The organism is Crocosphaera watsonii WH 8501, from assembly GCF_000167195.1.
Lineage (GTDB): Bacteria > Cyanobacteriota > Cyanobacteriia > Cyanobacteriales > Microcystaceae > Crocosphaera > Crocosphaera watsonii.
The window spans coordinates 1-12,581 of sequence record NZ_AADV02000122.1; the positions used below are offsets into that span (position 1 = coordinate 1).

The 12,581-nt window shown below is 34.8% G+C and carries 10 protein-coding genes and 2 pseudogenes; 9 read left to right on the plus strand and 3 right to left on the minus strand.

The genetic code is table 11. The annotated features are described in order from the left end of the window. Positions 1 to 93: 93 nt before the first annotated feature. Together CWATDRAFT_RS24440 and CWATDRAFT_RS24445 are read right to left on the minus strand one after the other, a co-directional pair. Complete coding sequence (locus tag CWATDRAFT_RS24440; protein WP_007305065.1) at positions 94 to 735, minus strand: transposase; 642 nt, start codon at positions 733 to 735, stop codon at positions 94 to 96. A gap of 64 nt (positions 736 to 799) precedes the next feature. After that, positions 800 to 1,381, minus strand: a complete 582-nt coding sequence (locus tag CWATDRAFT_RS24445) for a helix-turn-helix domain-containing protein (RefSeq protein ID WP_007303979.1) — start codon at positions 1,379 to 1,381, stop codon at positions 800 to 802. Positions 1,382 to 1,555: 174 nt separating this feature from the next. On the opposite strand from CWATDRAFT_RS24445, the pseudogene CWATDRAFT_RS40445 reads away from it, so the two are divergent. The 7 genes and pseudogenes from CWATDRAFT_RS40445 to surE form a co-directional block, all read left to right on the plus strand. Then, positions 1,556 to 2,161 (plus strand): annotated as a pseudogene (locus tag CWATDRAFT_RS40445) (RNA-guided endonuclease InsQ/TnpB family protein); the annotation flags it as partial. A 95-nt stretch (positions 2,162 to 2,256) separates the two neighbouring features. Continuing rightward, entirely contained in the window at positions 2,257 to 2,460 is a 204-nt protein-coding gene (locus CWATDRAFT_RS24460; RefSeq protein ID WP_007312594.1) for a hypothetical protein, read from the plus strand. Positions 2,461 to 2,475: 15 nt separating this feature from the next. Continuing rightward, positions 2,476 to 3,756 (plus strand): histidine--tRNA ligase, encoded by a 1,281-nt coding sequence (gene hisS, locus CWATDRAFT_RS24465; RefSeq protein WP_007307519.1) that lies wholly within the window; start codon positions 2,476 to 2,478, stop codon positions 3,754 to 3,756. Positions 3,757 to 3,781: 25 nt separating this feature from the next. After that, the gene (locus CWATDRAFT_RS24470; protein WP_007307520.1) at positions 3,782 to 4,870 is read left to right on the plus strand and encodes a hypothetical protein; all 1,089 of its coding nucleotides are present in this window, start codon (positions 3,782 to 3,784) and stop codon (positions 4,868 to 4,870) included. 283 nt (positions 4,871 to 5,153) lie between these two features. Further along, the gene (locus CWATDRAFT_RS24475; protein WP_007307521.1) at positions 5,154 to 6,257 is read left to right on the plus strand and encodes a mechanosensitive ion channel family protein; all 1,104 of its coding nucleotides are present in this window, start codon (positions 5,154 to 5,156) and stop codon (positions 6,255 to 6,257) included. A 24-nt stretch (positions 6,258 to 6,281) separates the two neighbouring features. Next, complete coding sequence (locus tag CWATDRAFT_RS24480) at positions 6,282 to 7,688, plus strand: DUF2079 domain-containing protein (RefSeq protein ID WP_007307522.1); 1,407 nt, start codon at positions 6,282 to 6,284, stop codon at positions 7,686 to 7,688. Between the two features lie 9 nt (positions 7,689 to 7,697). Further along, positions 7,698 to 8,375, plus strand: coding sequence for a 5'/3'-nucleotidase SurE (surE, locus tag CWATDRAFT_RS24485; RefSeq protein WP_007307523.1), 678 nt, complete (start codon positions 7,698 to 7,700; stop codon positions 8,373 to 8,375). Positions 8,376 to 8,489: 114 nt separating this feature from the next. Here the strand turns inward: surE and CWATDRAFT_RS24490 are convergent, their stop codons facing one another. Continuing rightward, the gene (locus tag CWATDRAFT_RS24490) at positions 8,490 to 10,877 is read right to left on the minus strand and encodes a COR domain-containing protein (RefSeq protein ID WP_007307526.1); all 2,388 of its coding nucleotides are present in this window, start codon (positions 10,875 to 10,877) and stop codon (positions 8,490 to 8,492) included. A 389-nt stretch (positions 10,878 to 11,266) separates the two neighbouring features. On the opposite strand from CWATDRAFT_RS24490, the gene CWATDRAFT_RS24495 reads away from it, so the two are divergent. Further along, positions 11,267 to 11,668 carry a DM13 domain-containing protein gene (locus CWATDRAFT_RS24495; RefSeq protein ID WP_231585877.1) on the plus strand — a complete coding sequence of 134 codons (402 nt, stop codon included), beginning with the start codon at positions 11,267 to 11,269 and terminating at the stop codon, positions 11,666 to 11,668. Between the two features lie 202 nt (positions 11,669 to 11,870). Continuing rightward, positions 11,871 to 12,572, plus strand: a pseudogene (locus CWATDRAFT_RS24500) (IS1634 family transposase); the annotation flags it as partial. Positions 12,573 to 12,581: the final 9 nt, after the last annotated feature.

The window sequence follows — 12,581 nt, forward strand, 5'->3', positions numbered from 1 at the left end:
GAGATGTTACAGAGAAGCAGCAAAAGCAAAGTCAGCAGCACTCAAACTACCAGCATTAATTCCTAGTGCAGCTTAGCAAAAATAATCCACCAGTCACTTATGATCTTTAAAGCCCTTAAATTTCCAAACGAACGGCTTAGCAAAATGTTGATTAAAGTAATCAATAAAATTGAGAATTTTTTGGGATAGTTCTTCAGTTGAACGGACAGTAATTCTTTTGAGTAAACGCCGGACTAAGATCGAAAACCAACACTCAATTTGATTAAGCCACGATGTATGTTTGGGAATATAAACAAAGCGAATTCGATGAGATTCATCTGATAAAAAATCTGCTCTGCTGTCCATAGATTGCAAAATCCCCTCCTTTTCTTTTCTCCCCAAATCAATAGTAATTCCACAGCTTTCTGCTACTAATTTGACTAAGCTTTCCGATTTATGAGTGTTGAGTTTATCTACAATAAAAATCCATTCTGCTTTTTCATCAATCTTAATCGTTCTCTGGATATGTTCAGAAAAATCTTGTTCTGTTCTTGTCGGTCCAATAGAGGGACTAACAACTTTTCCTCTTGCCACATCCCAGTTCGCAATCAAGCTTAAAGTTCCGTGTCTTTCATATTCAAATTCGATTTTTTCTACTTGTTTAGGCTTGATTCTTTTGTTCGGAAATAATCTCTCAAGAGCTTGAATTCCTGTCATTTCATCTGTACTAATTAAATGAATTCCTTGTTCTAACAAAGTTTTAGCTTCTTGATGAAGTTCACAGATATATTTGACTTGCTTTTTAAATTTTAAGGGATCATCAATTTTGGCATTTAACCAGTAACGAACGAGATGTGGTTGTAATGTCGCTTCTTTTTAAAAAACGCCCCACACTACGGGGGGAAATCTTTTCGACAATTCCTCTTTTTATGGCTTCATCCGCCAACTCTGAAGGTGTCCAATGGCTCACTGGTCTGTCTGATTTTTCACATTCTTCACAAGCGATCGCTACAATCTGGACTACTTGTTCGACCGTAAAGGATTTTGTTGTTCCAGGTCTTGGGCGATCGCTTAAAATTCCTTTGATCAAGACCATTAATGCTTTCTCCGTTACCTGTTGTTCTTCGGCGGCACTCAGTTTTTCTCTCTCCTCAAACCATCGCGATCGCCACTGACGCACTTGTACTCGGTCTAATTCTAATCTTCGACTAATCGAACTATTGCTCTCTCCTGATGCTGCGGCTAAGATTAGCTTGGCTCGTCTAACAAGGCGATAGGGGTTTGTTGTCCCTCCCACTATTTGTTGGAGTACTGTTTTCTGTAGGTTGGAGAGGTTAATTGGCAATGCTTTTATCATGGACATCAACTTCGAGATTCGTCCGTTAGTTTCATTGAAACACATTGTCGTGGCTAGTCACGAAAGTTTCTGTAAAAATCTGGTGGATTACTTTCGCCAAGCTGCACTAGCTTTGAATCAATGGTAGCATTTGTGGTCATAACCCCCACTATACATAAAAATCCCCGATTTTACCTTTATGTTGTCAAGACAGATTCTTTATTGCGGTGAGCAATTACCAAGCAACGGGTTAAAGTTGCCAAGCTTCATCTTAAGGTATCAAGACAACGTAAAGACAGAGCAATTAAGGATGCTTTGGCGTTAGTCCAGTCTAACGATCTGGTGGTCTACGAGGCTTTAAAGATTAGAAACTTAGTAAAGAACCGTAAACTTGCTAAATCAATTTCTGATGCTTCTTGGTATCAATTCACGGAGTGGTTGAATTATTTTGCCAAGATTTATCGCATCGTTTGTATTGCTGTGCCTCCCCATTTCACTACTCAAGACTGTTCAGTTTGTAGCACAAGAGTTCAAAAATCATTAAGTACCAGAACTCATCAATGTCCAAACTGTAAAACAGTCTTAGATAGGGATCATAACGCAGCAATTAATATTCTTAAAAAGCGATTCAGCGCGGTCTTGGGGTTTCCCCCAAGACCGCGCTGAATCAAGAAGGGTTTGAAATACTTGGGAGAACATCTCAACGGTACTGTAGGGCATACAGAAACCGACCCAAACGCCTTGGGAGAGTCCGACCTCTGGATTGTTAATGGCAACATTGATAATCTAAGTTGTCTCGTTGAACAAGGAATTTCTAGCAGTGATGTGGAGAGAATCCCCCGTTAAACTACGTTGTAACGGGGGAGTATGTCAAACCATCAGAGGTTCAGTAATTCGTTTGATTTCAGCAAGAAAAGCTAACAGTAGAGAGGTAAAACGTTATGACAACCGTTAACTACACACCCGATCCTCACAAAAAAGCTCAACTGAGTAAAGAACAATTATCTCGTTTAGACGAACTTTCTGATGAAGATATAGACTACTCAGATATTCCTGAATTAGATGAGGACTTCTGGGACAATGCTCAGATGGTCAATGCTGATGTTGCTCAAAACAAGTTATCATCGAGCTTAGGAAATTTTTAGGCAAAACACACCCCAATGGGTACTATACAAACACCACCAGGAACGAAAGATATTCTGCCAGAAGAGATCGGATACTGGCAATATGTAGAAACTGTTGCGACACAAATACTCAGTCGTGCCATGTACTATGAAATACGTCCCCCTATTTTTGAGCAAACCTCTTTATTTGAGAGAGGGATAGGAGAAGCAACGGATGTGGTGGGCAAAGAAATGTATACTTTCAGGGATAGAGGCGATCGCTCTTTAACTTTACGTCCCGAAGGTACAGCAGGAGTTGTCCGTGCTTACTTACAAAATAACTTATACGCTGCCGGTGGAGTAAAACGTCTTTGGTATTTTGGCCCCATGTTTCGTTACGAAAGACCCCAAGCAGGCCGTCAAAGACAGTTTCATCAAATAGGGTTAGAGTTAATCGGTACTGGTGATCCTCGCGCAGATGTAGAAGTCATTGCCTTAGCTACAGATATCTTGAAAACTTTAGGACTACAAAGTTTGAAACTAGATATTAATTCCGTCGGCGATCGCAATGATAGACAAAACTACAGAGAAGCATTAGTTAACTATTTTCTCCCCTACAAGGAAGAATTAGATCCCGACTCTCAAGATCGCTTAGAGAAAAACCCCCTACGCATACTCGATAGTAAAGCCAAACGCACCAAAGAAATTAATGAAAATGCTCCTAGCATCTTGGAATATTTAGGAGATGCTTCCAAAAAACATTTTGACCAAGTGCAACAACTGTTAACGGATCTTGGCATTGAATACAACATCAACCCTTGTTTAGTCAGAGGTTTAGATTACTATACCCATACTGCATTTGAGATCATTTCCGATGATTTAGGGGCCCAAGCAACGGTATGTGGTGGGGGAAGGTATGACGGGTTAGTGGAAGAGTTAGGAGGAAACCCAACCCCGGCCGTCGGTTGGGCCATTGGTATGGAAAGATTAATTATCCTGCTCAAAAAATTACAACCCTCTCCCCAAACCTCCCCCGATATCTATGTAGTTTCCCGAGGAGAAGCAGCAGAAGCACAGGGGTTACTTTTGGCCCAAAAATTACGTGCAGAGGGATTAACCGTTGAATTAGACATGAGTGGGAGTGCCTTTGGTAAGCAGTTTAAGCGGGCTGATCGTAGTGGGGCGATCGCTTGTCTTGTGTTGGGAGAGGAAGAAGCAGTTAATCAGACAGTGCAACTGAAATGGTTGCAAAGCAAAGAACAACAAACAATGACACAAAGCGAATTATTTAATCAAGTTGGGGAACTTAAAGAACAACTGAACAGACATACAAAATAATGAGCTACTCCACACCCTAAAGACCATGACATCCTGGGAATTTTTGATCCAAAAATATGATGATATTAAATGGTATCCTGCTAATTCTTCTAACTTAGAATTAGAACCAGGAAAATACCGCATCTTAGCGAAATCGAACCGTTATAATAGTCTGGTTGATGTTCATATCAGCACCCCAGATCAAGAGCAACTATATCATCAACGTCGTATTAATTCCCAGGGGTTAGTGATGATTGTCCCCTTTACAGAATTAAACCCCGGAACCTCTTTGCGTGTTTCTTGTTATGGAGATATTTTCTCAGAGTTGTTAGGAGAAGGTTGGAGAGAAAGCATTAATCTAAATATATTACCCATTGCTAAACAAAATTCGTTGCCTAATTCTCCTGGTACATCACAAGCTCAAATAACTAAGTATAATAAAGCACAAGAGTATTTAGACCAATTAGAAAAACTATTACAAGAGAAAACAGAAATTGAATTAAACAATAAACAGCAACAACAAGAGAGTCAAATAAATGAGCATCCTTTAAAAACAACCCCTTCACCTGAGATTAGTTTAGAAGAAGATAACTTTATTATTAATGCAGGAGAAAGAATTAATTTATCGGGAAGAATAGACATAGGCGATATACAGGGAGAAATTGCTGTAAACGCTAAACTACGTTATGAATTAATTGATCCCGAAAGCGACGAAACTTTACTGAGAGTTGATTACCCATTGTCAGAGGAAAAATTACCCTATCGCTTTAACCATACTTTAGTTATTCCCGATGATATTGATCACGATTTTCTCGTTGGGGAATTAATCCTAGAAACCCAAAGAGGATACCATCTAACCCATGCTTCTTTTACTATCACAACCCATCATTACTATCCGGTGAACTGTACAATTGAACTAATGGATACCCAGACCAAAGATAGTTATACTTTCGATTTAGAGTTAGCAGAAAAAATAAATAGTAAACATTCTCATATAGAATTACCTAATCCTCTCCCATATTATCGATTGTTGCCCCTAAATTTTCGTAAACATCGGCAAGTTTTGCCCCCTAAACTAGAAAATAATTGTGTAACAGAGGAACATAAAAAACTAAAATTACCAAATATTCGTTAACAATAAATAATATCATTCTGAGATACGAAAAATTTATTTAACCTGTTAAACAGAATACATAGTGATATAGTCTATACTTGAGTTCGATATAAGGAAATTTCTAGAAAACTGACTCAAATGAGAAGACTAAAACCTTCATTATCTCCTTAAAAAAATTATAACTCCGAACTCCGAACTCCGAACTCCGAACTCCGAACTCCGAACTCACCTAGTCTATAAAAATCACCTTGATAAATTATGGATTCAGTATTATAATCTTCAGAAAGTTAGAGGATTTAAAATTATGAACTTTTCCTTTAATATCACTATACAAGATGTTATCAAAATGGTTGGTCCCTTGCTGGCCATTCTCTGTGGGTTTATTCTAGGAATTGTCTTTGAAAAGCGAGTGATTAAAAATATACAAAAACTTGCTGCTAAAACTCACTGGAAATACGACACAATTATCATTGATTCCATTCAAGGATTTAGTATTCTCTGGTTTTCGTTGGGAGGGGTAGCAGTTGCTACAAACATTTATCCCATTCCTCCAGCTATTCAGCTTATTATCAATAAGTTTCTCATTGCTACATTTCTCGCTTCAGCAACCCTTATTGTTTCTCGTTTATTAGTAGGGTTACTAAAAGCTTATACCACTAATGAACAAGGAATTTCTCCCTTAACCTCCTTATTTGAATTACTCACCAAAGTTGTTATTTATAGTCTTGGTGTTTTAATCATATTACAATCCATTGGTATTCAAATAACCCCTTTATTAACTGCATTGGGAGTGGGTGGTGTCTCTCTTGGTTTAGCGTTGCAAAGTCCCTTAACAAACTTGATATCTGGGGTTAGTATTGTTATGTCAGGAAAGGTACAACCAGGGAACTATATTCGCTTAGCGAGTGGAGAAAGTGGTTATGTTGTTGATGTGGAATTAAAATATACTGTCTTACAAGAAATAACCGATAATTTATTAGTTCTTCCTAACTCTAAAATACTCTCAGGAAGTTTCAAAAACTTTAGCTTACCTAATAAATTTTTTGTCCTTCCTGTTACCCTAGATGTGGACTATAATAGTGATTTAGAGACTGTAGAAAGAATAACCTTAGAAGTAGCAAATAGCCTTTTAGAAAACAGAGTTATAGAATATGAATCTCTGGAAGAATCCAACGAAGAAGATCTTAACAAACCGTTTATTCGTTATAATCAATTTGATTACTTTAGCATTAATCTCACTATTTACTTGACCATTTATGAACAAGAATTTTTTGAACATTTAGAAATAAGACATCAGTTTTTAAAAGAACTTCATAAACGGTATAAAGCAGAAGTTATTGAAATTCCTTTTCCGATCCAATCAGGTTATTTACCTCCTAAAAAAGTAGATGATACTTACGCTAATTAGTAATAACTTATATCTAAAAAATAAATGAAATTATCTTATTTAAAACCTATTTCAATCTTAGTCATAATTGAAATAAGTATTGTGATTCTTTTTATTTGTAGTAGTTTAAAACATATTTTATTTCAATCAACTGCTTGGGATTTGGCTATTTTTGATCAAGCAGTTTATTTAATCAGTAAAGGAGAAAACCCAATTTCTTCTTTCTTAAACATTCATATCTTAGGTGATCATGCTGCATTGATTTTTTATCCTTTAGCCTTATTTTACAAAATTTATCCTTCTGTTTATTGGTTATTATTAATACAAGCATTTGTTTTAAGTTTTGGTGCATTACCCATCTATTATTTAAGTCAATATCATGGTTTAACTCCATCAAAATCATTAACTATTAGTATCGTTTATCTACTCTATCCTTTAATATTTAATATTAATTTATTTGACTTTCACCCCGATGTTATTGCTGTTTCTTCGATTTTGTGGGCAATTTTAGGAGCTTTTGAGAACAGTATAATATTATTTATATTCGCTATTATAATAACTTTAAGTTGTAAAAGTGTCTTATCTTTAACAATAATATTTATGGGTTTATGGTTATTTTGTTTTCAAAAAAAGCAGCAATTAGGATCTATTGCTATGGGGTTAGGATTAAGTTGGTTTATTATTAGTACCCGTTTAATTATTCCTATTTTTAGTGACAATAGTGCTAATATTAGTCGTCATTTGGAAAGATTTAATTATCTAGGTAATTCTTTTGCTGAAATTGCTCAAAACTTAATCTTTAAACCTTGGTTATTATTACAAGGATTATTTAATTTACCCAATTTAGAATATTTACTACTATTATTAATACCTGTGATTTGGGGATTATCTTGGCAATATATTGCACCTTTAATTAGTGCAGTTCCTACTTTAGCAATGAACTTGTTATCTCAAAATATTCTACAAAAAGATTTATTACATCAATATTCTTTACCCATTATTCCTTTTTTAATGGTTGTATTAATCATGACTGTATCAGCAAAAAAAAGTTGGTTTCGCCAAAATAAATATATAATAACTTGGTCATTAATTTGTTTTTTAGCATTAGCTAAATACGGTTATTTTCCCTCTCGTTATTTAGAATCTGTAGATACTTGGAAAGCAACAAAAGAAGCAATTAGTAAAATTTCGACTCAAGGAAATGTCTTAACATCCACTTATATTGCTCCCCATTTAAGTCAACGTGCTATAATAAAATTAGCCGAAAATGGATCAGAATCTTGGGATTTTAACCAATTCAATTACATCTTATTAAATCAACGACATCCAGGGAGAGAAAGTTCTCCAGAATTAATCGAAACAATCAAAGAAAAGGTTGGACAAAATGATAATTTTAATTTAAAATATAAGAAAGATGATATTTATTTATTCACTCAAAAAACTAAGCAGTAAAATATTATTATGACAATTATTTTAACCAATGATGACGGTATTGATGCCCCTGGAATTCGTGCCTTATCAAAAGCATTAGGAAGAGAGGGAATTATTGTTGCCCCAAAAGAACCCCATTCCGGTTGTGGACACCGTGTCACCACCCAAAAACCCATTCATATAGATAAGCGTTCCTTGACAGAATACGCAATAGATGGTACGCCAGCAGACTGTACTAGAATTGCCGTAAAACACCTTAATAAACATACTAAATGGGTTCTTTCTGGAATTAATGCAGGAGGAAATCTAGGTGTTGATGTCTATATTTCTGGAACTGTAGCAGCAGTTAGAGAAGCAGCAATGCACGGTATTCCTGGTATTGCAATTTCTCATTGGATTAAACGTCCCTTAACAATTAACTGGGAATTAGCTACCAAATGGACAGAAAAAGTGTTAGACTTTCTTTGGGATAAAACCTTAGAAACGGGTAGTTTTTGGAACGTTAACTTACCTCATTTAGAAACAAGTTCCCCAGAACCTAAAATTATTTTTTGTCAAGGTAGTACCCATCCTTTACCAGTTAATTATCGAGTGGAAGGAGACTTGTGTTATTATTATGGAGAATACGCCAACAGGGAACATTCAAAAGGAACAGATGTAGACGTTTGTTTCTCAGGAAATATTGCAGTTACTTTGATTAAATTATAAGCAAGATAATACCAATTTCCTAAACTCCAGGTATACATCCCCGTAGGGGTCAACGGCCGTTGACCCCTACAATATAAACATCTTTTGAATTAACTATAAGTTCAATGGTAAGAGTTATGGTTGACTAGGTGATGGTGATGGTGATGGTGATGGTGTCGGTGATGGTGTTAGTGATGGTTTAGTTTGCTGATTTTGATTATTGTTGTTAGATGGTTTAAAAGGATTCCAGATATTAGTAAAAACTAATCCACAAAATGTTACTATTAGAGTCAGTATTGATACTATAATTCCAACTTGTAAATTACGTCTCTCTATAGGATGTAGAGGGGTTGGCTGAGGTGATTCAGGTGGATTAGGTGACTCAGTTGATGGAGAATCATTAAAAAAATTATTAGTTTGATTAGTAATTCTTTCTCGTTCACTGGTAATTCTTTTGTAAATATCTTCCCCAATTATCTCACCAATTAAGTTCCAAATAGGTACTAGAATTCCGCTTTTTTGACATTGCGCTTCTGTCTTATTTTTGTTTAAGAAATTTTTTAAGACGGGTAACGAATGAAGATACGGTTTTTGACTATCCTTACAAACTTCACAATTACAGGAAATTAACGCTTTAACTTGTAATTGATTATAGCTTTCATGAATTTCTTCCAGTTTGTTCGTAATAATTCCTAAGAATTCTCTTTTATCCTCTCCATCCAATCTAATATTAATTTCTCTTCGGTTATAACTTTCCACTATTTCCGCATAAGTTATCTGTCCATTGGATTCTCTTTTTAAGACGACTCCTTTTTGCCAAACTTTCGATTCATCAATTAAACGGGACATCTCCACAATAAACTGGATAATGATTGCTTTGGGCAAAAATTCATATTCATATTTTAATTGTAAATTCTGGGTGGTATTAAATTCATATTCAGGGGGTTCTTTGGTTAATAGTTGAGGTGCGATATAAGTATTCTTCTCCTTGGGTAGTTCATAACATAACTTAAATTTCAGCATTAATTCTAATAATTGTGGTTGCATTGTTTCATATTTAGCTTCATTCCAAATATTGCCTAAATCTGTGTTATTAAATCGTCCTAGTTGATTAATAACTGTCGGTTCATCTAATACTTTATACACTGCATCGGTTCCCCACTCTGGGTTAAGAATCACTGTATTATATAAAGTAGATATTGGGTCATCTTGAAAATGTAGAATTACCCCAATGTCATGTAAAAATTGACTGATTTCTAGTTGAAAAGTTCTGTCTGTTACTTTCATATCTTCACAAATTTTATAATACTCATTCAAAGAAATATAATTTTTTCGTTCTTCTTTAAAAAGTCTTTCTAATTCATTCCGAATATTAATCCAAGTTTTTGGTAAAGTCGTTCCTACATGGGGTAATTGTTGTAATTGAAATTTTAGGTTATTAATAATATCCGTTAAACCACGATTGTCAGCAGCAAAGTTCGTGGGTAAAGACTCTTTAATATTCTCAAATCTTGCTCTTAATTCTTTTTCGTTAATTTGAACTTTTTGATCTTTTTTCTCATTTTTTATTAACAAAACAGGACTTTTATTGCTGAGTAATTCAACTATTTCTAACCAATAAGGTAAATTGGGCGATTCTTGGCGATTATCGGCAACCACTGCATAAACTGACCGTTTGGTTAAGAAAAATTGATGGGTCGCATGATAAATTTCTTGTCCTCCAAAGTCCCAAATATTCACCCGAAAGTCTTTTTCTTGTCCTTCCATAACAAAATTCCATTGTTGAATATCAATTCCTTGGGTAGATTCTTTTTCTTCAGGTAAGGGACACTTAGGATTATTAATTCTCCTCGCTAATGTTGTTTTTCCTACCCCTCCTTCCCCAACAATAATCAGTTTTGCTTCAAAAAGTGTATCTTTTCCTTTTTCTATTTGACGGAAATAATTGCGAATTGCTTGTATTCCTTGGTTAGCAACTTCAATCGGTGGGTTTACCAAAGGATTTCTAATGAGGTTGAGTTCTTGAAGAGAAGTTAACTGTCTGATTACTACTGGTATCTCTCTTAGTTCATTTAAACCGAGGTTTAGTATTTGAAGAGAAGTTAATTGTCCGATTTCTGCTGGTATCTCTTTTAGTTTATTTCTACTGAGGTTTAGTATTTGAAGAGCAGTTAATTGTCCGATTACTGCTGGCATCTCTGTTAGTTGATTTCCACTGAGGTAGAGTTGTTGAAGAGAAGTTAATTGTCCGATTTCTGCTGGTATCTCTGTTAGTTGATTTCCACTGAGGTAGAGTTGTTGAAGAGCAGTTAATTGTCCGATTTCCTTTGGTAAAAAACTAATATTATTACCTATCAATTCAACTTTTTTTGAATCCCATTTCCCTAAAATCAAGCGTTTCAACTTAACTAAAGAACCAATCTCTGGCGGAAGTTCCGTCAACTCATTCCCTGCTAAATCAAGTTCTTCCCACTCTTCACCCCTAGCTTTCTCAATAATCTTTAATAACTCTTGTTTATCCATAAACAATTAAAAATTTACAAAATAATAATACTTAATATAGTATTTTTCATACTTGTCAGGTACACAGTTTTCTAGTTTTAGGAGTTAGGAGTTAGATATTAAGTGTACCTCACAATACTGCTCGGTTAAGCTCGAAACGCTCTAATTAAGGGACGCAGAGGAGGAAGTCCCATTTTCTCCCTCTGCTCCCCCTGCATCCCCTGCTCAAGAAAGCTTGTCTCAACAGACAATTTTTCTTAACTGACCAGTATTAGCATCTCTAATCTAACAAATTCTCAGGATTAATTCACAATTGAGTCATGAAATTCTCAGATAAATCCAACATACTAAAAACATCAAATCAATCAACATAAGTTTTATTGAAAAAAAACTTACAATTAATGGGTAAAATGATGAAACAAGTAATTTGGCTATTGTCAGCATTAACTATTGCGATGAGTCCCACATTAGTAAAAGCAGAAGATATTTTGAGGGGAGGACAATTAATCGAAACCGGTAGCTTTATTGGACAAGGTGGCCATACAGTAAGTGGAGAATTTCAAATAATTAAAAAAGGAGAAATTCATTATTTAGTTCTTCAAGATAATTTTAAATTTGATGGCGCACCAGATCCAAAAATAGGGTTTTCTCTAAATGATGAATTCAGTGAAGACACTTTATTTTCTGGCTTAAATTTAGATCAAGGAAAACAAATCTATCGTTTACCATTCGATTTTAACCCAGATAAATACAATGAAGTAACACTCTGGTGCGATAAATTCAATGCAGATTTAGCAGAGGCTAAATATTAGTATAACAATAACTCAAAAGCTTTTTAGCACAAGCCCGTAGGGTGGGCAATGCCCACCTTACAGCCCAGATTCCGCACTTCAAAAAGTAGCATTAAATACTACAAGCCTGGGGTTAATAATTAAGTATAATTGCTTAAGCTCTTGAAGACAAAAAAGTGGGATAATTGCTTAAGTTGTTTCCTCTGTAAAAAAAGAGCGAAAAATGTCTTATTTAGAAGAAATACAAGTTAAAAATTTAGACCATTTAGGGATAGTAGCTGGTTTAATTGATGAAATAGGAATAGTCAAAATAATTAATAATAAATTAGGAATAGATGTTAGAGAAAAAATCTCAGCAGGTACAGTAGTTAAGTCTATTTTAATCAATGGACTAGGATTTGTTTTAAGACCTCTATATTTATTCAGTCAGTTTTTTCAAGATAAAGCCATTGAGAAATTGTTAGGAGAAAGAATTAAACCTGATTACCTTAATGATGATAAAATTGGGAGAGTAATGGATGAATTATATAAATATGGACTAAATGATATTTTTATTGAAGTAGTTTTAGAAGTAATTAAAAAATTTGAAATAGACCTTAAATACTCCCATTTAGATTCCACATCATTTCATTTAGATGGAGAATATAAAAGGGAAGAAGATAAAGAGAAACAGGAAGAAGAAAAAATTATTAAAGAAAGACCAATTTTTATTAAGAAAGGATATTCTCGGGATCATAGACCAGACTTAAAACAATGTGTCTTGGATTTAATAACAAGCCAAGATGGAGATATTCCATTATTTGTGAGAGTAGGAGATGGAAATGAATCTGATAAAGCTGTGGTTGGAAAAGTTTTAGTAGAATTCAAAAAGCAAATAAAGGGGATAGTTCAGGGGGATCGTCAGATGGGCGGCAGGACCAATCTTATTTAGAGA